This is a genomic window from Streptomyces sp. NPDC001843 (assembly GCF_042891955.1).
Classification (GTDB): domain Bacteria; phylum Actinomycetota; class Actinomycetes; order Streptomycetales; family Streptomycetaceae; genus Streptomyces.
Genome location: NZ_JBIATQ010000009.1, coordinates 1 through 24,877 on the forward strand (window position 1 = coordinate 1; position 24,877 = coordinate 24,877).

At 72.2% G+C, this 24,877-nt stretch carries 26 protein-coding genes; 12 read left to right on the forward strand and 14 right to left on the reverse strand.

What is annotated here, in order from left to right; translation table 11 throughout:
• The first annotated feature begins 362 nt into the window (after positions 1 to 362).
• Entirely contained in the window at positions 363 to 755 is a 393-nt protein-coding gene (locus ACFYZQ_RS22530) for a nuclear transport factor 2 family protein (RefSeq protein WP_389150432.1), read from the forward strand.
• A gap of 21 nt (positions 756 to 776) precedes the next feature.
• On the opposite strand, the gene ACFYZQ_RS22535 is transcribed toward ACFYZQ_RS22530, so the two are convergent.
• From ACFYZQ_RS22535 to ACFYZQ_RS22560, 6 genes are all read right to left on the reverse strand, one after another.
• The gene (locus ACFYZQ_RS22535) at positions 777 to 1,544 is read right to left on the reverse strand and encodes a transposase (protein ID WP_389150435.1); all 768 of its coding nucleotides are present in this window, start codon (positions 1,542 to 1,544) and stop codon (positions 777 to 779) included.
• A gap of 116 nt (positions 1,545 to 1,660) precedes the next feature.
• Entirely contained in the window at positions 1,661 to 2,119 is a 459-nt protein-coding gene (locus ACFYZQ_RS22540; protein WP_389150437.1) for a PPOX class F420-dependent oxidoreductase, read from the reverse strand.
• 58 nt (positions 2,120 to 2,177) lie between these two features.
• Positions 2,178 to 2,774 (reverse strand): flavin reductase family protein, encoded by a 597-nt coding sequence (locus ACFYZQ_RS22545; RefSeq protein ID WP_389150440.1) that lies wholly within the window; start codon positions 2,772 to 2,774, stop codon positions 2,178 to 2,180.
• A 41-nt stretch (positions 2,775 to 2,815) separates the two neighbouring features.
• Entirely contained in the window at positions 2,816 to 3,607 is a 792-nt protein-coding gene (locus tag ACFYZQ_RS22550; protein ID WP_389150443.1) for an enoyl-CoA hydratase/isomerase family protein, read from the reverse strand.
• Complete coding sequence (locus ACFYZQ_RS22555; protein WP_389150445.1) at positions 3,607 to 5,835, reverse strand: acetate--CoA ligase family protein; 2,229 nt, start codon at positions 5,833 to 5,835, stop codon at positions 3,607 to 3,609. Before ACFYZQ_RS22555 ends, ACFYZQ_RS22550 begins: the two co-directional genes overlap by 1 nt.
• 120 nt (positions 5,836 to 5,955) lie before the next feature.
• The gene (locus tag ACFYZQ_RS22560; protein WP_389150448.1) at positions 5,956 to 7,143 is read right to left on the reverse strand and encodes a flavin-containing monooxygenase; all 1,188 of its coding nucleotides are present in this window, start codon (positions 7,141 to 7,143) and stop codon (positions 5,956 to 5,958) included.
• 307 nt (positions 7,144 to 7,450) lie between these two features.
• On the opposite strand from ACFYZQ_RS22560, the gene ACFYZQ_RS22565 reads away from it, so the two are divergent.
• Genes ACFYZQ_RS22565 through ACFYZQ_RS22580 form a run of 4 tightly spaced genes read left to right on the forward strand, consistent with a single transcriptional unit; the run spans position 7,451 to position 9,848 of the window.
• Complete coding sequence (locus ACFYZQ_RS22565) at positions 7,451 to 7,900, forward strand: DoxX family protein (protein WP_389150450.1); 450 nt, start codon at positions 7,451 to 7,453, stop codon at positions 7,898 to 7,900.
• Positions 7,901 to 8,299 (forward strand): Zn-ribbon domain-containing OB-fold protein, encoded by a 399-nt coding sequence (locus ACFYZQ_RS22570; RefSeq protein ID WP_389150453.1) that lies wholly within the window; start codon positions 7,901 to 7,903, stop codon positions 8,297 to 8,299.
• Positions 8,300 to 8,326: 27 nt separating this feature from the next.
• Positions 8,327 to 8,929, forward strand: coding sequence for a GNAT family N-acetyltransferase (locus ACFYZQ_RS22575; RefSeq protein ID WP_389150456.1), 603 nt, complete (start codon positions 8,327 to 8,329; stop codon positions 8,927 to 8,929).
• Between the two features lie 40 nt (positions 8,930 to 8,969).
• Positions 8,970 to 9,848, forward strand: a complete 879-nt coding sequence (locus ACFYZQ_RS22580) for a GNAT family N-acetyltransferase (RefSeq protein WP_389150458.1) — start codon at positions 8,970 to 8,972, stop codon at positions 9,846 to 9,848.
• Between the two features lie 39 nt (positions 9,849 to 9,887).
• Here ACFYZQ_RS22580 and ACFYZQ_RS22585 read toward each other — a convergent pair whose 3' ends face one another.
• Complete coding sequence (locus ACFYZQ_RS22585) at positions 9,888 to 10,556, reverse strand: pyridoxal 5'-phosphate synthase (RefSeq protein ID WP_389150461.1); 669 nt, start codon at positions 10,554 to 10,556, stop codon at positions 9,888 to 9,890.
• 50 nt (positions 10,557 to 10,606) lie between these two features.
• Entirely contained in the window at positions 10,607 to 11,797 is a 1,191-nt protein-coding gene (locus tag ACFYZQ_RS22590) for an acetyl-CoA acetyltransferase (protein ID WP_389150463.1), read from the reverse strand.
• A 114-nt stretch (positions 11,798 to 11,911) separates the two neighbouring features.
• On the opposite strand from ACFYZQ_RS22590, the gene ACFYZQ_RS22595 reads away from it, so the two are divergent.
• Both ACFYZQ_RS22595 and ACFYZQ_RS22600 read left to right on the forward strand, forming a co-directional pair.
• The gene (locus ACFYZQ_RS22595) at positions 11,912 to 13,108 is read left to right on the forward strand and encodes an acyl-CoA dehydrogenase family protein (RefSeq protein ID WP_389150466.1); all 1,197 of its coding nucleotides are present in this window, start codon (positions 11,912 to 11,914) and stop codon (positions 13,106 to 13,108) included.
• A complete protein-coding gene (locus ACFYZQ_RS22600) occupies positions 13,105 to 13,581 on the forward strand; it encodes a nitroreductase family deazaflavin-dependent oxidoreductase (RefSeq protein ID WP_389150469.1) in 477 nt (158 codons plus the stop codon). Before ACFYZQ_RS22595 ends, ACFYZQ_RS22600 begins: the two co-directional genes overlap by 4 nt.
• A 15-nt stretch (positions 13,582 to 13,596) precedes the next feature.
• Here the strand turns inward: ACFYZQ_RS22600 and ACFYZQ_RS22605 are convergent, their stop codons facing one another.
• Together ACFYZQ_RS22605 and ACFYZQ_RS22610 are read right to left on the reverse strand one after the other, a co-directional pair.
• Positions 13,597 to 14,010, reverse strand: a complete 414-nt coding sequence (locus ACFYZQ_RS22605; protein WP_389150472.1) for an ASCH domain-containing protein — start codon at positions 14,008 to 14,010, stop codon at positions 13,597 to 13,599.
• Positions 14,011 to 14,042: 32 nt separating this feature from the next.
• Positions 14,043 to 14,657, reverse strand: a complete 615-nt coding sequence (locus tag ACFYZQ_RS22610) for a LysE family translocator (RefSeq protein WP_389150475.1) — start codon at positions 14,655 to 14,657, stop codon at positions 14,043 to 14,045.
• Positions 14,658 to 14,739: 82 nt separating this feature from the next.
• Here ACFYZQ_RS22610 and ACFYZQ_RS22615 point away from each other — a divergent pair, with 82 nt between their 5' ends.
• Positions 14,740 to 15,192, forward strand: coding sequence for an Lrp/AsnC family transcriptional regulator (locus ACFYZQ_RS22615; RefSeq protein WP_389150477.1), 453 nt, complete (start codon positions 14,740 to 14,742; stop codon positions 15,190 to 15,192).
• A gap of 105 nt (positions 15,193 to 15,297) precedes the next feature.
• Here ACFYZQ_RS22615 and ACFYZQ_RS22620 read toward each other — a convergent pair whose 3' ends face one another.
• A complete protein-coding gene (locus ACFYZQ_RS22620; protein WP_388805470.1) occupies positions 15,298 to 15,945 on the reverse strand; it encodes a TetR family transcriptional regulator in 648 nt (215 codons plus the stop codon).
• Between the two features lie 122 nt (positions 15,946 to 16,067).
• Here ACFYZQ_RS22620 and ACFYZQ_RS22625 point away from each other — a divergent pair, with 122 nt between their 5' ends.
• The 3 genes from ACFYZQ_RS22625 to ACFYZQ_RS22635 all read left to right on the forward strand — a co-directional run bounded on the left by ACFYZQ_RS22625 (position 16,068) and on the right by ACFYZQ_RS22635 (position 20,042).
• A complete protein-coding gene (locus ACFYZQ_RS22625) occupies positions 16,068 to 16,790 on the forward strand; it encodes a VOC family protein (RefSeq protein WP_389150480.1) in 723 nt (240 codons plus the stop codon).
• A 179-nt stretch (positions 16,791 to 16,969) separates the two neighbouring features.
• Complete coding sequence (locus ACFYZQ_RS22630; RefSeq protein ID WP_389150483.1) at positions 16,970 to 19,318, forward strand: PQQ-binding-like beta-propeller repeat protein; 2,349 nt, start codon at positions 16,970 to 16,972, stop codon at positions 19,316 to 19,318.
• A 139-nt stretch (positions 19,319 to 19,457) separates the two neighbouring features.
• Positions 19,458 to 20,042, forward strand: coding sequence for a hypothetical protein (locus ACFYZQ_RS22635; protein WP_389150486.1), 585 nt, complete (start codon positions 19,458 to 19,460; stop codon positions 20,040 to 20,042).
• A 9-nt stretch (positions 20,043 to 20,051) separates the two neighbouring features.
• Here the strand turns inward: ACFYZQ_RS22635 and ACFYZQ_RS22640 are convergent, their stop codons facing one another.
• The 3 genes from ACFYZQ_RS22640 to ACFYZQ_RS22650 are packed head-to-tail and all read right to left on the reverse strand — an operon-like array spanning position 20,052 to position 22,406.
• Positions 20,052 to 20,840 (reverse strand): enoyl-CoA hydratase/isomerase family protein, encoded by a 789-nt coding sequence (locus tag ACFYZQ_RS22640; RefSeq protein ID WP_389150489.1) that lies wholly within the window; start codon positions 20,838 to 20,840, stop codon positions 20,052 to 20,054.
• The gene (locus tag ACFYZQ_RS22645) at positions 20,825 to 21,232 is read right to left on the reverse strand and encodes a Zn-ribbon domain-containing OB-fold protein (protein WP_389150492.1); all 408 of its coding nucleotides are present in this window, start codon (positions 21,230 to 21,232) and stop codon (positions 20,825 to 20,827) included. Before ACFYZQ_RS22645 ends, ACFYZQ_RS22640 begins: the two co-directional genes overlap by 16 nt.
• A 7-nt stretch (positions 21,233 to 21,239) precedes the next feature.
• Entirely contained in the window at positions 21,240 to 22,406 is a 1,167-nt protein-coding gene (locus ACFYZQ_RS22650; RefSeq protein ID WP_389150494.1) for a lipid-transfer protein, read from the reverse strand.
• A gap of 86 nt (positions 22,407 to 22,492) precedes the next feature.
• Between ACFYZQ_RS22650 and ACFYZQ_RS22655 the strand changes: the two genes are divergently transcribed.
• Positions 22,493 to 24,052 (forward strand): FadD3 family acyl-CoA ligase, encoded by a 1,560-nt coding sequence (locus tag ACFYZQ_RS22655; RefSeq protein WP_389150497.1) that lies wholly within the window; start codon positions 22,493 to 22,495, stop codon positions 24,050 to 24,052.
• Positions 24,053 to 24,877: the final 825 nt, after the last annotated feature.

Consider the following 24,877-nt stretch of genomic DNA (forward strand, 5'->3'; position numbering starts at 1 on the left):
CACCTGCCGAATACGAGACCAAGCACTACCGCGAAACCACGAAATCCCAGGTCACAGTCACGACCTAGAGTCTCGATCAAACCCGGAACGGTTCACCAAGGACTGGCCTGAGGTTAAAACTCAAGCTAAGGGCTGTCCCGAAACCGTTCTTCGACTGACGGTGACAGGGCGCAGGTGGAGAAGTCGGTGGCAGGCTGGCCGTCGGTAAGGGACGATCACGACGTGCACGGCCCTGTTCCTGCCAGACGTGCCCGAACGTGTTGAGCGGTGTGGTGCCGTGCTGTCGACGGATCGATGCTCGGCCTGGCGCTCTCCAAGCCGGGCCGGAGAGGATGCGTGTGTCGCTCGCTCTTGAAGATCGCTTGGCCATCACCGAGCTTGTCTCGTTGCACGGTCACCTCGTTGACGACGGAAGCCTTGACCGGTTGGAGGAGTTGTTCACCTCCGATGTGGTCTACGACCTCACCGACTTCGGCCAGGCACCGCTGTTCGGGGTGGCGGCCATCCGAGAAGCGGCCTGGGCGCTGGGAGCCGCCAACCCCGTCGCGCATCACGTCACCAACGTCGTCGTAATCGCGTCGGCAGACGGTCAGGTGCAGGTCCGATCGAAGGGTCTGGGCATCAAGGCAGACGGCTCCTGCGGTTCCGTCTCCTACGACGACACCGTCGTGCGCACCGCTGACGGCTGGCGGATCAGTCATCGCAAGGTGTCGCCACGCCGAACTCCCTTGAGCGGAAGCACAAAGCCCGGCTAACCAAGCACGTCTCACCTGGTCCTAGCTGGTGAGGACGGCATTGTGCAGGCGGGCGATGCCGAGCATGGCGTGGTGGACACCGTCGCCCTTCAGACGGCAGTCGCGCAGGATCTTCCAGGTCTTCATGCGGGCGAAGACGTGCTCGACACGGGCCCGGACTTTGCGGTGGGAGGCGTTGTGCTCCTCCTTCCAAGCGGAAAGTTCGTCCTGGCCGGGCTCGCGGCGGTGCGGGATGACCAGGCCCGTGCCCTGGTATCCACCGTCGGCGATGACAACGGCCTTCCCTGCAGTGGCCTTGGCACCGGACAGTTCCCATGCCTTGCAGTCGTTTCGGTTGCCGGGCAGGGGCCGGCCGACGGCGACGACGAGCCGGGTATCGGCGTCGATGACGACCTGGTTGGTGGAGTACCGATAGTTCTTCGACTGCTCGGCGACTGTGTGGTCGCGGGTGGGGACCAGGGTGCCGTCCACGATCAGCACGGTCTCCTTGCGGAACCGCCGGCGCTGCCGCAGGGCGAGTAACGGCCCGAGGTGACCGATGATCCGGGCGGCAGTCGACTTGGAGACACCGAATAGCGGGCCGAGCTTCCGCAGCGTCAGGTTCGTCCGCCAATACGCGGTGACCAGCAAGACCCGGTCGTGCGGCGGCAGGCTCCAGGGCCGACCCTTGCAGGCGGAGTCCGCGCCTTCGCGCCGCAGGGTGGTGACCAGCTTGCCGAACTGCCGCGGGCTCAGCCCGGCGAACGGGGCTATCCAGGACGGCTCTGACGCCGTGATCACACCAGCCACATCAAGATCATCTCAACCGTGACCAGCAGTTACGGGACAACTCTAGGGGCGGGCGGCTTCCGGCAGTCGGCGTCCGCCACGAATCGGCAGCCGTTCGCGGACGCCCCGCCAGTTGCCTAGCCGTTGATGTCGAGTGCCGTTCCGTACAACCGGTCCGCCTTCAGGCGAATGACCACTCGGCGCTCGGCAACCAACTGTTCCAAGAACGCATCCGCGTCTTCGGGCTTGGCGGCCTGCGGAATCATTTCAAGCAGTTCCCGTCCGACCGCGTCGCCAGGAACCGTCGTGATCTCGGAGACCTCGGCCTCTCCTTCGACGACGGCGAATGACCACACGTCGCCGCCCTGCACATGCAGCGCCGCACGCGGATCGCGGCGCAGGTGCTTGAGCTTGACGCGGTCGGCCGTCGTCGAGAACCGCACGATGCGGGCCTTGGCGTCCCAGCTGTACAGCATGGTGGTCAGATGGGGGTGGCCACTGCGCTTGACGGTGGCGAGCGTGCCGAACTGCTGCTCGGCGAGCAGGTTCGAGACGGCTTCGTCGGACAGGGGACGAGGCGCTGGTCCTTGAGTCATGACCTGATCAACGTCCGTGGACGTGCAGTAATTTCCACAGGCCCCGGGGGAGCCGCCCCTAAAGGAACCGCCCCCGATGGAACAGCAGCGGCGCCGCGTCCCCGCCCGCCGCCCCCAGGGCGTCCACCCGGCCCACCACGATCAGGTGGTCGCCCCCGGTGTGCACCGCGTGGATCGTGCAGTCGATCCAGGCGAGCGTGCCCGCCAGGCGGGGGGAGCCGGAGACCGGGGCCGCGTCGTACTCGACGCCCGCGAACTTGTCCGCGCCGCGGACCGCGAAGCCGCGGCACAGGTCGCCCTGCCCGGCGGCGAGGACGTTGACGCAGAAGGCGCCGGCGCGGGCGATGCGCGGCCAGGTCGTCGACGTACGGCCGACCATGAAGGCGACCAGGGGCGGGTCGAGGGAGAGGGAGGTGAAGGACTGGCAGGCGAAACCGGCGGGGGAGCGGTCCACGTCGGCCGGTGGTGCGGTGACCACGGTCACGCCCGTCGCGAAGCTGCCGAGGACGCGCCGGAACCCGGCCTGGTCGACGGGGGCGCGCTCGTCCGCGCCGACGCAGCGCAACTCCGGGCGCGGCAGCGCCGGAACGGGGGCCGGGGGCCCGGCCGGCCTGAGGTATCGGACGGCGGCGGCGGCCGCCCCTGCGTGTCCCATCACGTTTCCATTGAAAGTGACGGTTCGTCAGATGGGAAGGGCTAGCGGCCCTTGTACTCGGGGTTTCTGCGCTCCACGAACGCGGCGAGACCCTCCCGCGCGTCCCGCGTCGTCATGTTGATCTCCTGCGCGGCCGCCTCGGCGGCGAAGGCGGCGGCCCGGTCGGTGTCGAGGGAGGCGTTGAGGAGCTGCTTGGTCAGGGCGAGGGCGCGGGTGGGGCCGGCGGCCAGCCGTTCCGCCCACGCACGGGCCGTCTTCTCCAACTCCCCGTCCGGTACGACCCGGTTGACCAGCCCGAGCCGCTCGGCGTCGGCGGCGGACAGCGCGTCCCCGAAGAACATCAGCTCCTTGGCCCGCTGCGGGCCGACCAGCCGGGGCAGGAGATAGCCGCCGCCGCCGTCGGGTACGAGGCCGCGCCGCGCGAACACCTCGATGAACCGGGCCGACTCCGCGGCCAGCACGAGATCGCAGGCGAGGGCGAGATGAGCGCCGAGGCCGGCCGCCGTGCCGTTCACGGCGGCGATGACCGGCTTCTCGCAGTCGAGGACGGCGGCCGTCAGCCGCTGGGCGCCGAGGCGGAGCATGCGTGCCACGTCACCGGCGACCCGTTCACCCGCCTGCGCACCGCCCCGCAGATCGGCGCCCGCGCAGAAACCGCGCCCGGTCCCGGTGATGACCACGGCCCGCACCTCGGGGTCGGCCGAGGCGTCCGCCAGCAGCCCGATGACCCGTTCCCGCTGGCCGGATGTGAGGGCGTTGAGGGCCTCGGGCCGGTTGAGCGTGATCGACGAGACCTGACCGGCCACCTCGTGCAGCACCCATGTCTCGTCCATCAGCGGCACACCGCCAGCGCGTCCAGCGCCACCGCGCCCTGGCCCCTGGGCAGCACCATCAGCGGGTTGATGTCGAGCTCCGCCAGCTCGTCCCCGAGCTCCAGCGCCATCCGCTGCACCCGCAGCACGACCTCCACGAGCGCGTCCAGATCGGCCGCCGGCCGGCCCCTGACCCCGTCCAGCAGGGCCCGCCCGCGCAGTTCGGCGAGCATGTCCCGGGCCTGGTCCTCGCCGAAGGGCGGCACGCGTACCGCGGCGTCCCGCAGCACCTCCACCAGCACCCCGCCGAGCCCGACGGTCACGGTCGGCCCGAACAGCTCGTCGTGGGTGACGCCGACGACCATCTCCACGCCCCGCTCGACCATCTGGCACACCAGGACACCGTCCAGCGGGACACCCTCGTAGCGGGCGATGTCGTTCAGCTCCCGGTAGGCGTCCCGGACCTGGCTGGCCGAGGTCAGGCCGATCTTCACCAGACCGAGCTCCGTCTTGTGGGCGATCTGCGCACCGGACGCCTTCATCACCACCGGGTAGCCGACCTGGCCGGCCGCGCGCACGGCCGCCGCCGCACTGGTCACCAGCTGCTCGCGCGGCACCCGTATGCCGTAGGCGCGCAGCAGTTGCTTGGCCGCGTGCTCGCTGAGCTGCTCGCCGGGCCGCATCAGCATGCCCGCCTTGCGGAAGGAGGGGGACGGGGTGCGGGGTGCCTCGTCGAAGGGGGAGCGGTAGGCGCGTACGAAGCGGTGGTGGTCGAGGTAGGCGCGGACGGCGGTGAGGCAGTTGCCGACGGTGCGGAAGGTGGCCACCCGGGAGGAGCCGAGCAGCACGTCCCGGTACGCGGGTTCGGTGCCGACCGGAGAGCCCCACACCACGCACACCAGCTTGTCCGTGTGCTCCGCCGCGTCCACCAGGTCCCGCACGAGCTTGTCGCTGAGCGGCGGGAAGGGCCCGGTGACCGGGCAGATCAGCACGCCCACCTCGGGGTCGTCGAGGATCGCGTCGATGATCTTCCGCCCGCGCTCGTCACCGACCGGGTGACCCCCGTTGTCCACCGGGTTGGCCACGCTCAGGTACTCCGGTATCCACTGGTGCAGTTCGGCCTGCTTGGCCCCGGACAGCACCGGCAGGTGCAGTCCCGCCCCGGCGGCCAGGTCGGCGACGTGCGCGCCCGTGCCGCCGGAGATCGAGTAGACGACGACCCCGTGGGCACGCGGCGCGCGGGCCCGGGCCAGCAGGGCGGCGGTGTCCTGGAGTTCGTCCAGGCCGTCGACGCGGATGACCCCGTACTGCCGCATCGCCGCGTCCACCACGTCGTCGGCCCCGGTCAGCTTCCCGGTGTGGGAGGCGGCGGTACGCGCTCCCGCCTCGGTGCGCCCCACCTTCACGGCGACGACGGGGACCTTGCGGCGGGCGGCCCGGTCGGCGGCGAGCAGGAACGCGCGGCCGTCCTTGAGACCCTCCACGTAGCATGCGATGGCGCCGACTTCCGGCCGCTCGGCGAAGTAGGAGATGAAGTCGGCGGTCTCCAGGTCGGCCTCATTGCCGGTGGGTGCCCAGTGGGACAGCCGGATGCCGAGCTCCTGCAGGGCGAAGACCGGACGGCCCTGGTGCCCGGACTGGGTGATCAGGGCGATGGCCGGGCCGTCGAGGTCGTCCCGGAACCGCTCGAAGGCGTTGAGGTTCGTGTTGGGCCCGAGCAGTCTGAGGCCGGAGCGCCGGACGGCCGCCGCGAGCCGGGCCTGGGCGCGGACACCCTCCTCGCCGGTCTCCGCGAACCCGGAGGCGAAGGCGACGGCGAACTTCACCTTGGTCCCGGCGAGTTCCTCGATCACCGGCAGCGGGTCGGCGACCAGCAGCACGGCGAGGTCGACCTGTTCGGGCAGGTCGGCGACGGAGGGGACGCAGGGGATGCCGAAGACGGCTGGCCGGCTGGGGTGCACCGGATGCACCCGCGCCCCCACCCGCCCAGCCCAGGTGAGCAGCTGCCTGGTGATGCCGGTGTTCGGCCGGCCTTCCGTCTCCGAGGCGCCGATCACGGCCACGGACTCGGGGCGGAAGAACCGGTCGAGATCGGGGACGTCCCGGTGCAGTGGCCGGCCGCTGACGTCCAGCTCGTCCACGTCGGCCGCCCGGCCGTGCACGGCGGCCCCGGGCCGGGGCTCGCCGCAGGCGATGACCCGGGCCCGGCGGGAGTCGGTGGTGAGGGTGCCGTGGGTTGATCCAAGCATCGGTCCGCCCCGCCTCCTGTGTGTGACAGCCATTGAACTGACGCTCTGTCAGGTTACTGAACTGACGGAGCGTCAGGAACGGTCGTGCACACAAAGATGACTTCCCCGGGGAAGCCCGGATCAGCCAGGCAGTCGCGACAGTCGGCCGGATCCCTTCTTCGCCACCGCCTTCGCGATCTTCTCCGCGTCGAGGGCCATCTCGCGGAACATGCCGCTGATCGGGTTGCTGAACCCGGTGAAGTACAGGTCCGGGGCGTTCTTCGGGGAGCGGGCGCCGTGCACCACCGGCCTGCCACGGGCGTCGAGCACGTCGAGGTGGCCGACCAGGCCCTCCAGGGCGCGGACGTACCCGGTCGCGGCGATCACCGCGTCCGGTGAGACACGGCTGCCGTCCGCGAGGACGATCTTGCCGTCCTCGAACCCCTCGACGGCGGCCACGACCTCCACCTTCCCCTTGCGCACGGCGTCGACGAGGCCGACGTCCTGCACCGGGATCGACCCCTCCTTGACCCTGCTGTAGAGGCCGGTCTCCGGCCGGGGCAGCCCGTGGGCGGACAGGTCCGGAACGCTCAGCCGCGCCATCGGCCTGGCCAGCCGGTCGACGAGGGCGACGGGCAGCCGCCGTACCAGCACGGCCGAGTACTGCGCGGCCCACCCGGCGGTCGACCGGCGCACGATGTGCGGCGCGGTCCGCACCGACAGCCGTACCCGGGAGGCGCCGCCCTCCACCAGATCCACGGCGATCTCGGCGCCGGTGTTGCCGACCCCGACGACCAGCACGTCCCGGCCGGCGTACGGCTCGGCGTTGCGGTACTCGCCCGCGTGCCGGAACTCACCGCCGTAGCCCTCCAGGCCCGGCCAGTCGGGCACGCGCGGGGTGTGGTTGTACCCGGTGGCCACGACGACCGCGCCACCGGTCAGCTCCCGCCCGCCGGAGGCGTGCAGCAGCCAGCCCGTGCCGTCGGGCAGCTGCTCGATCCGGGAGACCTCGACCCCGGTGACGATCTCCAGCCCGTGGTGCTCGGCGTACTTCTCCAGGTAGCGCACCACGTTGTCCCGGGACACCCACCGCCCGAACCGGCGGGGCATCGGCAGCCCGGGCAGGGCCGAGAGGCGGCGGGTGGTGTGCAGGTGCAGCCGGTCGTAGTGGCGCCGCCAGGACGCCCCGACCCGGTCGGACTTCTCCAGGACGACCGCGCGTATCCCCCGGGCACGCAGCGCGTACGCGGCGGCCAGCCCGCCGGGGCCCGCGCCGATGACGTAGACGGGGCGGTCGGTGGGGGTCGCGGACAGGGTGGAGTCGGCCATGAGCGCGAGCGTAATCACGCACGGGGTTGATGGGTCTCGGTCAAGACCGGAATTGGTTGCGGATTCATCACGGCTGTGCGGGGTGTGGGCGGGACCGGTGCGGAAATGGCCGCGACGCCGGGTCCCGGTGCGCGGGAGGCCGGCGCCGCGGGGGCGGCGTCCGGCGGCAGACGGGAAGCGGAGGACGCCGTTCAAGGGCGGTCACTTCCTGGGTATCCATGGGGGACCCGCAGGCCCACGGCGTTCGCGCAGGTTTTCCTCACCCGGCTCTCGGCATTCCGTTGGATCTGACGTACCGTCAGATGTCATGGACGCGATCTGGCTCAGCGGCGCGGAGTGGCTGGCCGTGCTCCGTATCGGGCTCGGCCTGTGGTGGCTGGAGAGCTGGCGGCACAAGGACAAGAAGGCCTGGTTCGAGCGCGGCACCGGCATCGCCTGGGCGGCGGACGTCGCCGCGAAGCACCGCTGGACAGCGGTCCGCTCCGGCTTCCGGTCCGTGGTCGAGCCGCGGCCCAAGGTGATGGCGTACGTCGTGGTGTACGCGGAACTGGCCCTCGGCCTGGGCCTGGTGGCCGGATTCCTCACGCCGGTCGCCCTCGTCGGCGGCCTGCTCCTGAACCTGCTCTACCTCACCCTCATGATCCACGACTGGGCCGAGCAGGGGCAGAACTCGATGATGGCGCTGATCTCGCTGGTCGCCCTGTTCGGGATGTCCTGGCAGGTGTGGTCCGTCGACCACGCCCTGGGGTGGTTCTGAATGGCGGCGATACGGTTCGACGTCCCCGAGCCCGACGCCTTCACCCGGACCTACTGGGACGCGGCGGCCGAGGGCCGGCTGCTCCTGCGCCGCTGCCGAGCCTGCGGCCGGGCGCACCACTACCCCCGCGAGTTCTGCCCCCACTGCTGGAGCGACGACGTCACCTGGGACCGGGCCACCGGCCGCGCCACCCTCTACACCTGGTCCGTCGTCCACCGCAACGACCTGCCGCCGTTCGGCGGGCGCACGCCCTACGTCGCCGCGGTCGTCGAACTCGCCGAGGGCCCCCGGATGATGACCGAGGTGGTGCAGTGCCCGGCGGACGAGCTGCGGGCCGGGATGGCGGTCGAGGTGCTGTTCCGGGAGGGGGTGCCGGTCTTCCGGCCGGTCGCGGCATGAGCCGGACCAGGCGGTTGAATGGTCGCCATGGCCCGTCTGAGCGATCACCCCACCGTCCCTCCCGCTTCCGAACCGTACGGGCACGGCCTGCGCCTGCTCCGCTGGGACCCCGACCGCGACGCCGACGTGGCGGACTGGCTGCGGGTCCGGGAGGATCCCGATTTCCGGCGCTGGAACACCCCGCTGAAACCGGTCACGGATCCCGACAGCGCCCGGGACTCCCTGCGCGCCCAGGCGGCGAACGCCGCGAACGGCGGCTGTGCGCCCTTCCGTGTCACCGACGCGGACACCGGTACGACGCTCGGCCACGTCGGCGTCAACGCCATCGACCAGGTCTTCCGCCTCGCCCGCGTCGGCTACTGGGTCCTCCCGGAGGCCCGCGGCCACGGGGTCGCCGCCCGCGCACTCGCCCTCGCCGCCCGCTGGGCGTTCGACGAACTCGGCCTGCACCGGCTTGAACTGGGGCACGCCCTGGGGCACGACGCGTCGTGCCGGATCGCGGAGAAGTGCGGCTTCCCCTACGAGGGGACGCTGCGCGGGGCGATGTTCGAGGCCGGACGGCGGGACGCGTTCCGGGACGTGCACCTGCACGCGCGGATCGCCACGGACCCGGAGCCGACGGTGAAGTAATCGGCAGGCGGGGCAAGGGCGTTCCGGGCGATCATGGGGCATGCGTACCGACGGCTGGCACCTCACCGAAGACCTCGACGGCTTCCTCACCCGCACCGGTGACTTCCTGCGCTCGCGCCCCGCACTGCACACGGTGGCCCTGACGGTCACCGATGCGCTGCGCAGACGCGGGCTCCACCTCTACGGGGAGGAGGCGCCCCGGTTCGGGTGGCTGGCGGATCCCGACGGCGCCGTACGCGCGGTGCTGTTCCGGACGCCCCCGCACCCGCTGCACATCACGCCGGTGACCGAGGAGGAGGCCGACGCCCTCGCCGCCCGGCTCCTCGCCCTCGGCCACGACCTCACCGGTGTCTCCGCCGAGCGGGAGACGGCCGAGGCGTTCACGGCGGCGTGGCAGCGGCGCACCGGGAACCGCGGTGAGCTGCGCCGGCGCCAGCGGCTGTACCGCCTGGGCGACCTGACCGTACCGGAGCCCGTGCCCGACGGCCGGGCGCGGGTGGCCGGGCCGGCGGACCGGGAGCTGCTGATCCGCTGGTACGGGGAGTTCGCCGAGGCCGCCGGGCAGGGCGTGATCCAGGAGGCCGGCGCCTGGGCCGACGCCCGCGTCGCCCACGGCGGCATCACGCTCTGGGAGACCCCCGACGGCAAGCCCGTCGCCATGGCCGGGGCGACCCCCGAGGTCGCCGGGCAGGTCCGCGTGGCTCCCGTTTACACCCCTGCCCACCTGCGCGGACGCGGTTACGCCGGGGCCGTGACCGCCGACGTGAGCCGGGCCGCGCTCGAGGCGGGGGCCGAGGTGCTGCTCTTCACCGACCTCGCCAATCCGACCAGCAACGGGCTGTACCGGCGGATCGGTTACCGGCCGGTGGCCGACTTCGCGGTGTACGGGTTCGGGGCAGGGGCAGGGGCAGGGTCGTAGGGGCAGGGCTATAGGTGCAGGGCCGCAGCGGCTACAGGTTCAGGGCCACAGCAGCGTCCGCTCCCAGCCGAACCCCGTGCGCCGGTAGGCGAGCCGCACGTGCCGTCGCTCGGGATCCCCCTGGAAGAACTCCACCTCCTCCGGCCGGACCCGGTACAGCGTCCACGTCGGGGAAGGGGTGGCCGGGTCCGCCTGTGCCTGCTCCCAGGCCTCCTGCGAGGCGCGCCGCAGCTCCTCCACCGACGGCAGGACCTCGCTCTGCCGACCGGTCAGCGCCGCCGCGAGCGCACCCGTGGAGCGGGCGTGCAGATCGGCCTGGCTCTCCTGCGAGGGGGCCGCCGTCACCGTCCCCCGGACCCGGACCTGGCGGCCGAGGACCGGCCAGTAGAAGGCGAGGGCCGCGTGGGGACGGGCGGCCAGCTGCCGGCCCTTGCGGCTGATGGAGTGGGACCCGAAGGTCCAGCCGTCGGCGTCGGCGCCGTGCAGCATCACGATCCGCACGTCCGGGTGCCCGTCCTCGTCGGCCGTCGCCAGCGACATCGTGTGCGGCTCGACCTGCCCGGCGGCCACCGCCTCGGCGAACCAGGCGGTGAACAGGGGGAGCGGCGTCGGGGGTGCGGTCGTCGGGTCGAAGGCCGGCAGTTCCGTGACCCCGGGGGCCCAGACCCGCAGCGACCTCAGGAGCTCGTGGAGATCGGTTGGTGCCATGGGGCGAGTATCGCCGCTCCGCTCCCGGTCATGCCGCAGCGAGCCCCTCTTCACTCACGTCCCAGGATCACCGTCCCGGAAGAGCAGAACCACCCCCCGGTCCCCGAGGCCACCGCCAGCCGCGGCAATCCGCCGTCCGGGCGCCGCACCTGTCGTTCCCCGCCCTCCCCGCGCAACTGCCGGGCCGCCTCCACCAGCAGGAACAGCCCGCGCATGCCCGGGTGCTGGGCCGACAGCCCGCCCCCGTCGGTGTTCACCGGCAGCTCCCCGCCGCGCACCAGCAACCGCCCCTTCTCCACGAACGCCCCGCCCTCGCCCTTCGCGCAGAAGCCGAGGTCCTCCAGGGTCACCAGGGTCATGTAGGTGAAGGCGTCGTAGATCTCCGCGAAGTCGATCTGCTCGGGGCGGACGCCGGCCCGCTCGAAGGCCAGCCGGCCGCTGACCGCCGCGGGGGACACGGTGAAGTCGGGCCACTCGGACATGGTGGCGTGCGAGACGTGCTCGCCGGTGCCGAGGATCCACACGGGGACCGAGCGACAGTCCGGCACGTACTCCTCGGCCGCCAGCAGCACCGCCGCGCCGCCGTCGGAGCGCAGACAGCAGTGCAGCTTGGTGAAGGGGTCGGCGATCACCGGGCCGGACAGGACGTCGTCGACCGTGATCGGGGTACGGAACATCGCCTCCGGGTTCAGCGCCGCGTTGGCCCTGGCCTGCACGGCGACCTCGGCCAACTGCTCGATCGTCGTACCGTGTTCGATCATGTGGCGGCGGGCCGCCATCGCGTACTTCGCGATCAGTGTGTGGCCGTAGGGGACCTCGAACTGCAGGGGGCCGCGGGCGCCGAAGGACAGGTCGCCGGTCCGCCGGCCCGCCTTGATGTCCGCGCGGGCCGTCGACCCGTACACCAGCAGCACGGCGTTCGCGTGGCCGGCCGCAATCGCGTCCGCCGCGTGCGCCGCCATCACCTCCCAGGTGGAGCCGCCGACGCAGGTGGAGTCCACCCAGGTGGGGCGCAGACCCAGATACTCCGCCACCTCCACCGGGGCCAGCGTGCCGAGCCCCGCCGAGGCGAAGCCGTCCACATGCGCGCGGTCCAGTCCCGCGTCCGCGAGTGCGCGGCGGGCCGCCTGGGCGTGCAGGGTGTACGCCGTGGCGTCGTCCACGCGGCCGCAGTCGGAGAGGGCGGCGCCCACCACGGCGACCCTCCGGCTTCCCCGGGCTCCAGAGCTCTCTCGGGTCATGAATCTGACGGTACATCAGATGAGGTGGCTCACGGCAGACCGCGTACCTCTGGGCATCGCCCTCCCGCCGCCCTAACATGACGCCTCGTCAGATCAGGTCGGGAGGGACCAGCCATGGACACGCGCCTCACCGCCGAGCAGGACGAAATCCGCCGCACCCTGCGCGAGTTGCTGCACAAGCGCTGCGGGGCGGAGGAACTGAGGGCCGCCCTCGACGCCCCGGCCGGACACGACCCCGCGCTGTGGAGCGCCCTCGCCGACCAGCTCGGCCTGCCGGGCCTGGCCCTCCCCGAGGCGTACGGCGGTGTCGGCTGCCCCGTCACCGATCTCGCCCTCGCCTGCGAGGAGGTGGGGCGGGCGCTCGCCCCCTCCCCGCTGCTCGCCACCTCCGTCCTCGTCGCCCCGCTGATCCTCGCCCTCGGCACCGACGCCCAGCGTGCCGACCTGCTGCCCCGCCTCGCCGCCGGTGCGCTCACCGCCGCCCTCGCCGTCCCCGGCACCGCCCTCACCGCCGCCCTCGCCCTGACCGGCGGCAACGGCGGCGCGTGGGCGGGCGGCGGCCGGGCGGGCGGCGTGCAGGCCCGCCGGGACGGGACCGGGTGGCGGCTGTACGGGCAGGTCGACCAGGTGCTGGACGGCCACAGCGCCCGGCTGCTGCTCGTCGCCGCGCACGCCGGGGGCTACGCACGGCCCCGGACGCTGCTGTTCCTGGTGGAGGGGGACGCGGCAGGGGTCCTGCGGACCCGGCAGACCTCACTCGACGCCACCCGCCCGCAGGGGCGCGTCCAGCTACGGGACGTGCGGGCCGCCTTGCTGGGGGACGAGGACGCCGACGTGCTCACCGCCCTCGCCGCCCTGGGGGACACCGCCGCCGCCGTACTCGCCGCCGAGGCCGTCGGGGCCGCCGACCGGGCGCTGGAGCGGACCGTGGAGTACGTCGGGCAGCGCGAGCAGTTCGGCCGGGCGATCGGCTCCTTCCAGGCGGTCAAACACCGCCTCGCGGACGTGTACGTGGAGGTGCAGGCCGCCCGCTCGGCCGCCTACTACGCTGCCTGGGCGGCCGCGCACGGGCAACCCGGGGAACGGGCCGGCGGGCTGGCTCTGGCGCAGGCACTGCAGGCGCTGCGATGTGCGGCGGGCGAGGCGATCCAGCTGCACGGCGGGATCGGTTTCACCTGGGAGCACGAGGCGCACCTGTACTTCAAGCGGGCCGCCGGCGACGAGCTGCTGTTCGGGCCGGTGCACCGGCTGCGGGCGCGGGCGGCCGCGGAGGCCCGGCTTTTCGAGCGTGAGGAGGTGGCGGTCCGATGACGGCCATGGGAGTACGCCTGGTGCAGAAGGTGTCGTCCACCCGCGGCTTCGCCAAGGCCGCCCCGCACGTGATACCGGCCCTCGACCGGGCCGTGCACCGGCTCACCCGGGGAAGAGTGCTGCTCAGCGCCCAGATGCTGCCCGGGGTCGTCCTCACCTCGACCGGCGCCCGCAGCGGCCTGCCCCGCCGCACTCCGCTCGCCTGCATGCCCCAGGAGAACGGCTGGCTGCTCGTCGGCTCCAACTTCGGGCGAACCGCCCACCCGGCCTGGACCGCCAACCTCCTCGCCCACCCCGACGCCTCGATCAGCTGGAAGGGCGAGGACATACCCGTCACGGCCCGGTTGCTCGCGGGGGAGGAGCGGGCGGCGGCCTGGCAGGCGCTGCTGGAGTTCTGGCCGCCGTACGCCACCTACCAGGCGCGGGTGACCCGCGAGATCCGCGTCTTCCGGCTGAGCAGGAAAAACTCCTGATCTGCCGGACGGGCCCTAGGGTTCGACCACCCGGAAACGCTGTGCGACCACGAGCGTCTCGTCGTCGATGACGGGGGTGCGGCCGAGGAACTCGCTCACGCCCTCGCTGCGGAAGAACTCCTCATGGGCCTTCCGCCACTCCGTGACGTCGGCGTAGCCGCGCCCCTCGGCCAGGGCGAAGTCGTCGTCGATGTCCTTGATCGGAACGACCCGCACCTCGACGAGTTCGATGGTGGCGGCCGGACGGCCTTCGGAGTCGAGCACGCAGAAGCGCCGGCCGGCGCGCGGCACGGCTTCCCCGGCGTGTTCGTAGATCTCCAGGAGCCCGGTGAGCGCGGTCTTCTCCCCGGTGAGGATCGCCGCGACGCCACGGTCGCGCTCCGGACCGGGGAAGGCGAGTTCGAGCGTCGGAAGGTCGTCGTGTCCCATCACGGGAACGTACAAGGGCTCCGGCGCCGGGCCTAGAGCACCGCCAGCCGTTCCACCAGCAGGAACGCGCCGATGCCGAGCATCGCCACCCCCGAGGTGCGGGTGACCGCCCGGGCGGCCCCGGGGCGGGCGGCGAGAACGGCGTGTGCGAGGACGCCGACGGTCAGGTACACGGCCGCGCAGCACGCCATGTGGAGCACGCCCAGTGCGGCCGTCTGGACGGGAACGGGCAGGTGGGCGCCCCGGAGGGTGAGGAACTGCGGGAGTACGGAGAGGTAGAGCAGCAGGCCCTTGGGGTTGAGGCCGCTGATCGCGGCGCCGCGCAGGAAGACGCGGGAGCCGTCGGCCTCGGCCGCCGCCCCGGGCACGCCCGGGCTGCGCAGCACACCCCAGCCCAGCCACAGCAGGTAACCGGCCCCCGCCACCGTCAGCGCCGTGAGCAGCCAGGGCGAGCCCGCCACGAGGACCGCCAGGCCCGCGGTCGCCAGCGCCGTGTGCAGCGCGTACCCGGCGACCAGGCCCGCCACCGCGCCCGTCACCCGGCGACCGCGCAGTCCGGCCGCGATCACATAGGCCCAGTCGGCGCCCGGTACGCAGACCAGCAGCAGGTCGACGGCGAGGAAGGAGAGAAGGCTTGCGGAGTCCATGGTGGGGACATTAGGCGCGAATGGCCCGAATGTGTTTGCGAAATTTGCCCATGATCGTGGACTCTGGACAAATATCTTCCTCATGGACGAGACCGACCAGAAGATTCTTGCCGAGCTGCAGCAGGACGGGCGGCTGACCGTGACCGAGCTGGCCGCACGGGTGCGGCTGAGCGTCTCGCCGTGCCACCGGCGGCTGCGCGAGCTGGAGCGGTCCGGCGCCATCCGGGGCTACCGGGCGGTGGTGGACCCGGCGGCCGTCGGGCTGACCTTCGAGGCGCTGGTCTTCGTGTCCATGCGGCAGGAGGACCGGGACACCGTCGCCGAGTTCGAACGGGCGGTGAGCGAGGTGGAGTACGTCCTGGACGCCCAGCGTCTCTTCGGCGACCCGGACTACCTGCTGCGGGTGGCCACCGCGGACCTCGCCGCCTTCCAGCGGCTCTACGACGAGCGGCTCGCCACTCTCCCGGGCGTGCAGCGGCTGACGTCCACACTGGTGATGAAGCACGTGGTGAAGGACCGGCCCTTGCCGGCGTAAGCGCTTGCCCGGGCGGAAAAGCACGACAGGCGGTGGTCCACTCGCGTGAACCACCGCCTGGCAGACAGGACTTGAGACCGAAGAAGGAGGGGACCGCCGAGCGGTCTATCTCGTCGGCTTCCTGCCCGTCACGCCCAGGTGCACCAACAGCGCCAGGTTCGGCTTCAGTTCGGCCTGCTTCACGCCCCACGACGAGAAGCCCTTCTGGTGCCCGGCCACCGCCGCGAGCATCGCGACCAGCGAGCCCGCGATCGCCGCCGGGTTCACTTCCTTGTCGACCCTGCCCTTGGCCTGGAGTTCGGCGATGGACTCCGCCAGGGAGTTGTTCACCGAGTTCAGGATCTTCATACGGATCTTGTAGAACCGTTTGTCCCCTTCGGCGGCGCCGAGGTCCACGACGCGCAGGATGGCGTCGTGCTTGCGCCAGAACTCGAGGAAACCGTCCACGAGTTCCTGCGCGGTCTGCCAGCCCGACTTGCCGGCCCAGGACCGCCCGGCGAGCAGCTCGGTCAACCCGGCGCCCTCCGCGGCCATTTGCTCGGCGATCTCCAGGACGGCGCCCTCGACGTCCGGGAAGTACTGGTAGAAGGTCGCGGGCGAAGTGCCCGCCTTCCGGGCGACATCGATGACCTTGACGTCCCGGTACGGGGAGGAGCTGAGCATCTCGCTGAGGCAGTCGAGCAGCTTCTGCCGGGTCGCCTGCCCACGCCGACCGGCCACGCGGCCGTCGACGGTACGCACTTGTCCTGTCATGACGTCAGCTTACCGAGGGGGGATCCCAGCGCTATTCGGCCGACTGCAAATGGGGTGCAAGGACGTGAGAAGGGTGGTGTGCCTGGTCTGCGGGGTGCGCGCGCCAGGGCTACTTTGGCGGCATGGCCGAAAACAGGGCATCGGTGTACGGAGAGGGCGTCCCGTGCTGGGTGGACGCGCAGCTCCCCGACGTGGCGGCCGGGGAGCGGTTCTACGGGGAGCTCTTCGGATGGGCCTTCGAGGAGGCGTACGGCACCTCGGTGTGGGCGCGACTGGAGGGCGAGCCCGTCGCCGCCCTCGCGCCGAAGACCGACGGCCGGATGCCCACCGTCTGGACCGTGTACTTCGCCACCCCGGACGCCGAGGCCCTCTGCCGGCGGATCACCGTGGCCGGCGGGCAGGTCGTCATGGCACCCCTGCGCCTCGGTGACCTGGGCACGGCCGCGCTGGCCGCCGACCCCGGGGGCGCCGTCTTCGGCCTGTGGCAGCCGGGGCGCCACCCCGGGTTCGTCCGCCGCCACGCGCCCGGCACCTTCGTCTGGGCCGAGCTCTACACCCGCGACACCGAGCGGGCCAACGACTTCTACGGCGGCCTCTTCCACGACGCCCTCTTCGGCACCGACGCCGAACCCGACTTCGGCCGCGCCCCGGTCTCCGACGTCTTCCCGGCCGAGATGCCCCCGCACTTCCTCGTCCACTTCCGGGTGGACGACCTCCAGGACGCCCTGGGGGCGGTGCAGCGGCTCGGCGGGCGGGTGCAGGCCGGACCTTTCGAGGCTTCGTACGGAACCGTGGCCGTCGTCACCGACAATCAGGGGGCGTCCTTCGCGCTGCTCCGCCGCTGAAGGCAGGGTTTTCGCCCTCTTTATCAGGAGACATCCCGATTGGTCGCCGGGTTCGCAACATGGTCCCCGGCCAGGAAGAATCGGGGTGCGTGCCGCCATGGCGGTGCGGTGGTGAGACGCTGCACTTCGGTCGCGTACACATGTGGATGACGCGGCTCGTACGGGGAGGTGGCAGGCAAGTGGTGGATCAGCTGACGCAGCACGATCCGCGGCGGATCGGGCCGTTCGAGGTGCTCGGCCGGCTGGGTGCCGGCGGCATGGGGCTGGTCTATCTCGCGCGCTCGGCGTCCGGGCGGCGCGTGGCGATCAAGACGGTCCGTACGGAGCTCGCCGAGGACCAGTTGTTCCGTGTCCGCTTCACCCGTGAGGTGGAGGCGGCCCGGGCGGTCTCCGGCTTCTACACGGCCGCGGTCGTCGACGCCGACCCGCGCGCCGCCGTGCCGTGGCTGGCCACCGCCTACGTCCCCGCGCCCTCCCTCGAGGAGATAGTGAACGACTGCGGGCCGCTCCCGGCCCAGGCGGTGCGCTGGCTCGCGGCGGGCGTCGCGGAGGCCCTGCAGTCGATCCACGGCGCAGGGCTGGTCCACCGTGACCTCAAGCCCTCGAACGTCCTCGTGGTCGAGGACGGCCCCCGGGTGATCGACTTCGGCATCGCGTCCGGCGTCTCGAACACGCGTTTGACGATGACGAACGTGGCCGTCGGCACACCCGCCTACATGTCCCCCGAACAGGCGAAGGACTCCCGCAGCGTCACCGGCGCCAGCGACGTCTTCTCGCTCGGCTCCATGCTCGTCTTCGCCGCCACCGGACACCCGCCCTTCCACGGCGCCAACCCCGTCGAGACCGTCTTCATGCTGCTGCGCGAAGGCCCCGACCTCGAAGGCCTCCCGGACGAGCTGCGCCCGCTCATCGAGTCCTGTATGCAGATGGAGGCCACGGCCCGCCCCAACCCCGCCGACCTCCAGGCCCAGCTCGCCCCCCACCTCTTCGGTTCCGGCTCCGACGACAGCGGCACCGCCTCCGCCTGGCTGCCGGAGAAGGCCGTCGCCCTCATCGAGTCCCGGCGCGGTGGCCGGCCCGCCGCCAAGCCGTCCCCGACCGGCCCCGGCAACGGCGGCCGGCCCGCACTGCCTCCGCCGCCGTCCTACGACCCCGCGGTCCCGGCACCCGGCCCCGCACCGGCCCCCGTCGGCGGCCCCGACACCGGCCCCGTCCGGCTCGCCGGCGCCAAGGTGCCCATCGGCCCCGGCCCGCGCGTGGCCGACACCCGCGCCGCCGCCGTCAAGGCACCCCCGCCCGAGGCCGGCCTGGTCTCCAGCTGGTCCCGCCCCCGCCCCGGCGTCAACGGCGCCGACCCCGCCGTACCGGCGCCCCCGCCCGCGCCCCCGGAGACGGCGTCCGGCTGGCGGCCCTGGCGCTTCCGCATGTCCAACGACGTCTGGGGCACCCCCGCCGTCGACGGCGACCTCGTCTACGTCACCTCCTTCGAGGTGCACGCCCTGGACGTGGCCACCGGCCGCCGCCGCTTCAAGACCCGGGACGTCGCCTGGTCCATGGCGGTCGCCGACGGCCGTATCCACGCCTCCGACGGCCCCACCCTCTTCGCCCTCGACTGCCGCGAGGGCACCGACCTGTGGCGGCTGTCCACCGACGCCTGGGTGTACTCCCTGGAGGCCGACCGGGGCACCGTCCTCACCGGCACCCGCGGCGGCGGCGTACAGGCCTGGGACGCCTCCAACGGCCAGAAACTGTGGGAGATCACCGGCTGCCAGACCGACTTCGAGTCCCCAGAGGCCGGCCCCGCCCTGCACGACGGCACCGCCTTCATCTGGCAGGACGCCCGGCTGCGCGCCCTCGACGCCCGCACCGGCGAGGAGCGCTGGTCGTACCCCATCGGTGACGCGGCCACCTGCGGCGGCGTCCCGGTCCGGCTCACCCATGCCCCCGACGGCCACGTCTACGTCTGCGCCGGCACCCGCGTCCTCGCCGTCGACGTCGCGACCGGCATGGTGCGCTGGCACTTCGAGGCCCCCGCCGCCTTCCTCAGCCCGCCCACCTTCGCCCCCGGCCCCGCGGTCACCGGCGGCGGCATCTACCTCGCCGACTACCTCGGCACCGTCTACGCCCTCGACGCCACCGACGGACGCGACCGCTGGCGCATCGCCACCGAGTCCCGTGCGTCGATCGAGCCCGTCCTCGTCGCCGCCGGCCACGTCCACGTCGGCAGCGGCAAGGGGCTGTACACCCTGGACGCCGTCACCGGCACCCCGAAGTGGCGCTTCCAGGCCGGCGGTGACGTGGTGGGCGCCCCGGCCGTGGCGGAGGGACGCATCCACTTCGGCTCGACGGACCACCTGCTGTACACCCTCAAGGCCGACGACGGCCGCCTGCGCTGGAAACTCGCCACCGGTGGCGAGATCACCGGCTCCCCCGTGGTCAAGGACGGGGTGGTGTACGCCTGCAGCAAGGACCGCTGCGTGTACGCGCTGGACGCGGAGAAGGGGACGGGGACCGCGCGGACGGCGTGACCCGACCCGGCTTCTCGGGGACGGCCGCCGTGCCGGTAGTCGCACGGAAGGGGCTGCGGACGGCGGCCGTCCACGGCTGACGCTACCCCCGGCGCCGGGCACCCGCCACGCGGTGCACACGGCTGGATACGCTGACCGCATGACTGGACGGACGCGCACGCTCAGGTTCACGGCCGTACTCGCCTTCGTGGTGCTCAGCCTCACCGGCTTCTCAACGGGCCGCCACCACAGCCGCCACGGGAGCGGAGGCGGGGGCGGCGGGTGCAGCAGTGACCGCCAGGACCACGACACCTCCACCTCCACGTCGGGCGGCGGATCGTACGGCGGCTCGGACGACGACTCGGACGACGGCAGTTACGGCAGCGGCGGCACGAGCGGAGGCACCGGAGGGGGTTACTACACGCGGCGCCCGACCCACCGGGCCACCTCCACCCCTGCCGGCGGGAGCGGCAAGCCGCTGGAGAACGCCCGGACGAAGCTGATCAGCTGCGCGACCGAGAAGCGTCCGTACGCCACGGTCGAGGTCACGAACCCGAACGGCCGAAAGGCCACCTTCAGCGTCGACGTCTCCTTCCGCGACGACTCCGACACCGAGATCGACCACGGCTTCGAGTACGTCACCGTCCCCGCGAAGGGCACGACGCAGGTCCGGGTGAAGCCCCCCGCGAGCGTCGGAACCGGGATCGACCACTGCCGGGTGGCCCCGGAGGCCGAAGCGGAGTGACCGCCGCGTTCACCGCACCCGGAACCCACCGCTCCGCCGCCCGGCGAACAGCTCGGCCTGCCGCTCCGCTGCCAGATTCCCCAGCGCGATGAGATGCGGCGCCTGCGCGAAGGCCTGCGCACGCGCCGCCTCCTTGGCCGCCCACAGCGCCCGCACGGTCCCCTGCACCGCCTCGGTGGGACACCGCGCGATCACCTCGGCACACCGCACGGCACCCGCCAACGCCTCACCCGCCCCGGTGACTTCGGAAACGAGCCCGATCTGATGGGCCCGCCGCGCCCCGATCCGCTCGGCGTTGCCCATGAGCACCATCCGCGCGACCTCGCCGTACGGCATCCGCTGGGTCATGAGCACGGACTCGTAGGCGCTGACCATGCCGTACGTCGTGTGCGGGTCGAAGAAGGCCGCTGTCGGATCCGCGACGATGAACTCGCACTCGCCCAGCAGGTAGAAGGCCCCACCGCAGGCCATCCCGCGCACGGCGGCCACCACCGGCTTCCACAGGTCGTTCGCCTTCGGCCCGACCGTCAGCAACGGATCGTCCTGCATGTACGGCGACGAGGGCTGCGGCACGACCACGTCCCGGTCGATCCCGGTACAGAAGGCGCGCTCGCCCGCCCCGGTGAGCACGACGGCGCGCACGCTGTCGTCGAAACGCAACCCACGCCACAGCGTCCGGAGTTCGTCAGCCATCTCCAGATCGACGGCGTTGAGCCGATCGGGCCGGTCGAGGGTGACGACGGCGACGCCGGTGTCCTTGTCGACGTCGAGGCGGAGGGCGTTCACGCCAGAACCCACTGAGGCAGCCCGTGGGCGAACACGACCTGCACCCGAGCGCCGATCCGCACCGAATGCGGATCAAAGGAACCGAGCGGCGCCCCGGCACGGGCGACGAGGTTCCCGACGAGCCGCACGCGGGGCGCGTCCTCCAGCTCCACGACGATCACGTTGTACGGCGCCTGCGCCGCGTACTCCGGAAGCAGCGGCGGATGCGGCACGACGTACGACCAGATCCGCCCGCGCCCCGAGGTGACCCGCCACTCGCAGGCGAAGGACTGGCAGTACGGGCAGCAGGGGCGGGGCGGAAAGCGGGGTTCCCCGCAGTCGGCGCAGGCCTGGACGCGCAACTCCCCCTCGGTGGCGTACCGCCAGAAGGGGGCGCCGTCGTTGTCGATGACGGGATTCAGCACGGTGCGGTCAACTCCTCAGCAGCAGCGCGGACGTCGGAACTCCTTCACCGGCGGTGACGAGACAGGTGGCGGCGTCGGGCACCTGCGCGGTGCTGGTCCCGCGCAACTGCTTCACGCCCTCGTTGATCAGGTTGAAGCCGTGCACATAGGCCTCGGAGAGTCCGCCCCCGCCGGTGTTGATCGGCAGCCGCCCGCCGATCTCCAGGGCGCCCTGCTCGGTGAAGGCACCGCCTTCGCCTCGGCCGCAGAAGCCGTAGCCCTCGAGGGAGAGCGGTATGAGAGCGGTGAAGGCGTCGTATATCTGGGCGACGTCCACGTCCTCGGGTGTGAAGTCGGCGTGCTTCCACAGGTGCCGGGCGGCGGTCCAGGCGGGTCCGGTGAGCGGGTCGTCGTTCCAGTAGTTGACCATGCCGTGGTGCTGGGCGGGCAGCCCCTGGGCGGCGGAGTGGACGTAGACGGGGGCGCGGCGACAGTCCCGGGCGCGTTCCCTGCCGACGACCACGCAGGCCAGCGCACCGTCCGTCTCCAGGCAGTTGTCGAAGAGGCAAAGCGGCTCGCTGATCCACCGGGCGGTCATGTACATCTCCCGGGTGAGGGGCCGCTCGTACATCACCGCCGCCGGATTCTGGTTGGCCCGGTTCCGGCAGGCGAGGGCGACGTTGAAGAGGTGGTCCCGGGTGGCGCCGTACTCGTGCATGTAGCGCCGCGCGAGCATGGCGATCTCGTCGGCGGGCCGGAGAAGCCCGAACGGCCGGGTCCACTGACCGGGGGTGGGCAGCTGAACGGCGGTGTTGGTCCAGGGCCGGGGCCCGCTGCCGCGCTTCCGTGACCGCCAGGCGACCCCGACGGTGGCCTGGCCGGAGGCGATGGCGGCGGCGAGATGCGCGACGGTGGCGCAGGAACCGCCGCCCCCGTACCCCACCTTGCTGAAGAAGGTGAGGTCCCCGAACCCGACGGCCTTCGCGAGCTCCACCTCGTCGGTCTCCTCCATGGTGTAGGAGGCCAGGGCGTCCACCTCACCGGGATCGATCCCGGCGTCGTCGAGGGCGGCCAGGACGGCACGGCAGGCGAGGGTCTTCTCGTCCTCGGGGAGCCGCTTGGCGAAGGCGGTCTGCCCGATCCCCACGATGGCGGTGGCGTCCTTGAGCCCTGGTCCTGCCGCTGCTCCTGCCACGGTGCACCTGCCTCTCTTCGGATGACAGCCCGTCAGGTTACAGCTAATCTGACGGTCAGTCAGCTACGCGTGGCGGGAGGTCTGCTGTGGGTGACTGGGACACCATTCCGGACCTGGTGCGGTGGTCGGCCGAGCGGTACGCGACCGCCGAGGCGGTGGTCGACGGCCGCAGCCGTGTCTCGTACGGGGAACTGGGCGCCCGGGTGGAACGCGCGGCGGCGGCCTGCATCGCCAGCGGCGTGGAGGTGGGCGACCGGGTGGGGGTGTGGGCCCCCAACTCCCTCGACTGGATCGTCGCGGCGCTCGGGGCGGTGACGGCGGGCGCGGTACTCGTACCGCTGAACACGCGCTTCAAGGGAGCGGAGGCGGCGGACGTGTTGGCGAGGAGCGGGGCCCGGTTGCTTTTCGTGACGGGGACGTTCCTGGGCACGTCGTACGTGGCGTCACTGAGACGGGCGGCGGGGGAGGGGCCGGGGGAGGGCCCGCTGCCGGGATTGCCGGACCTGCGGCAGGTGGTGGTCCTGTCGGAGGACGCCCCACCGGGCTTCCGGACGTGGAAGGACTTCCTGGCGGGCGGGGAGGGGCTGGGGGACACGGACGTGAGGCGCCGGGCCGGGGCGGTGCGGGGTTCCTCCCTCTCGGACATCATCTTCACGTCGGGCACGACCGGCCGCCCCAAGGGCGCGATGATCACGCACGAGCAGACCCTGACGGCGTACGAGATCTGGGCCGACCTGGCAGGCCTGCGCTCGTCCGACCGCTACCTGATCGTGAACCCGTTCTTCCACACGTTCGGCTACAAGGCGGGCGTGATCGCCTGTCTGACGCGGGGAGCGACGATGATCCCGCAGCCGGTCTTCAACGTGGACACGGCACTGGCGAACATGGCGACGGAGCGGGTGTCGGTGTTGCCGGGCCCCCCGACCCTCCACCAGTCCCTCCTGGACCACCCGGCGAGGGACGCGCACGACCTCTCGGCGCTGAGGCTTGTGGTGACAGGGGCGGCGGTCGTCCCGTTGCGCCTGGTGGAACGCCTACGGAGGGAGCTGGGCGTCGGCACGGTCCTCACGGCCTACGGCCTCTCGGAGGCGAGCGGCATAGTGACGATGTGCCGCCGGGGCGACGACCCGTCGCTGATCGCGTCGACTTCGGGCCGGGCGATACCCGGGACGGAGGTGAAGGTGGCGGAGGACGGTGAGGTCCTGGTCCGGGGCTTCAACGTCATGCGGGGCTACCACGAGGACGAGGCGGCGACCGCGGAGGCGATCACTCCGGACGGCTGGCTGCGCACCGGCGACGTGGGCGTCCTGGACGGCGCCGGCAACCTCCGCATCACCGACCGCCTGAAGGACATGTACATAGTCGGCGGCTTCAACGCCTACCCGGCGGAGATAGAGCAACTCCTGGGCCTGCACCCGGACGTGGCGGACGTGGCGGTGATCGGCGTCCCGGACGCGCGCCTCGGCGAGGTCGGCAAGGCCTTCGTGGTCCGCCGGCCGGGGTCCGTGGTCACCGGGGACGACCTGATCGCCTGGGCGCGGAGGGAGACGGCCAACTACAAGGTGCCCAGGGCGGTCGAGTTCGTGAGCGAGCTCCCCCGGAACGCGAGCGGCAAGGTGGTGAAGGGGGAACTGCGGGTGGGGTGAGCTGGACGCCGGTTGGGTGGTTGCCGTGGGGCCGCCCGCTTCTTTCGCAGTGTCGGCCTGGAGCGGCCCGCGTCAAGGGCGCTGCGTTCCGCTGCGCTCCACTCCGCGTCGCCTTCGGCGATCGGCCTGCGGCCGACCCTTGACCCGGCCCACTCCAGCCCGTGGGAGAAGCGAGCGGGCAGCCCGGAGAAAGCGGGGCCCGGGTAGGGCGGTCCCTGCCGTCGGCTGGGCTGTGGGGCGGGGTTGGGGGCGCGGTCGCGCCTCGCCTGCACGCCGGGTGGGTTAAGCGGCGATCGGTGGGTGGGGGGCGAGGGCTCGGGCACGCGGTGGGCGGGCGGGGGCACGCCGGCCCGGCTTAGCGGCTTGCGGTCGGTGGTCGGTAATCCGTGGTCCGTGGTCGGTAATCCGTGGTCGGTAATCCGTGGTCGGTGGTCCGTGGTCGGTGGTCCGTAGCCCTTGGCCGGTGCCGCGCGGTCGTCGTGCTCGTGGCGCAGCGGGGTGCAGTTGCAGGGGCGGTGGGAGTAATTGGAGGGAATGTCTCACGCTCGCGTGGCATGAGCTGCGGGTTTGTCGTCTGCCCGTGAGACATTCCCTCCAATTACTGGGTGGCTGTGACTAGTGAGGCCGATGTGACTGTGGTGAGTGACCTGGGGGCCGGTGGAGCGCCGGTCGCCGCCGCAGCAGCAGCCGAACCGCCCCCGTGTCCCAATCATCACGGATCGCCGCTGACCCGCCAGGAACACCACCCCACCCGGCGTCCCGCCCCCCACCGACCGCAAGCCGCTAAGCCGGTCCGGCGTGCCCCCGCCCGCCCACCGCGTGCAC